Origin of the sequence: Acidiphilium sp. PM (assembly GCF_000219295.1) — a bacterium.
Taxonomy (GTDB): Bacteria; Pseudomonadota; Alphaproteobacteria; order Acetobacterales; family Acetobacteraceae; genus Acidiphilium; species Acidiphilium multivorum.
The window spans coordinates 1-718 of the sequence record NZ_AFPR01000389.1 but is presented as its reverse complement, the minus strand read 5'-3'; the positions used below and the strand labels follow the sequence as shown (position 1 = coordinate 718).

Sequence of the window (718 nt, the reverse complement as noted above, 5' to 3'; positions counted from 1 at the left end):
ACCGCCGGCGCCGCCGGCGGGACCTGAGACCGGCCCATGCTGTTGTCCGCCATCGTCCGTGCCGCGCTGCGCTACCGGCTCGTCGTCGTGCTGCTGGTGGGCGGGCTCGCGGCGATCCAGATCGCGCGGCTGCCCGGCGCCCGCTACGACGTATTTCCCGAATTCACCGCGCCGACGGTGGTGATCGAGACCGCCACACCCGGCTTCAGCGCGTTGCAGACCGAACAGCTTGTCACCGACCGGCTGGAGCGCCGCCTCACCGGCCTGCCCGGCCTCGCGCGGATGCGCTCGACCTCGGAGGCCGGGCTGTCGGTGGTGCATCTGGTGTTCCACGGCGGCACCGATCCCTTCGGCGACCGCCAGCGCGTCGCCGGGCGGCTGGCCGAACTCGGCGGCGCGCTGCCGGCGGGGATCGTGCCCCGGCTCGCGCCGATGCAGTCCTCCACCGGCACGGCGCTGGAAATCGGGCTCTACCCCACCGGGCACATGTCGCTGGAGCGGCTGACGGCGATCGCCGAGACCGAGGTGCGGCCGGCGCTGCTGGCGGTGCCGGGGGTGGCGAATATCGTGATGTTCGGCGCGCGGCCCCCGCAATTCGACGTCGCCGTGCGGCCGCGCCGCCTGCTGGCCACCGGCTTCACCCTGGCGGCGGTGGCGCGGGCGGCGCATGCGGCGAGCGCCGTGCTCGGCGCCGGGTTCATCGACAGCGGCGCCCAGC

The 718-nt window shown here is 74.9% G+C and carries 1 protein-coding gene; it reads left to right on the top strand.

The window, feature by feature from the left end; all coding sequences use genetic code 11:
- Nucleotides 1–36: 36 nt before the first annotated feature.
- Nucleotides 37–718: efflux RND transporter permease subunit (locus APM_RS12945; RefSeq protein ID WP_007423820.1), on the top strand; the 682-nt coding region annotated here is incomplete at its 3' end.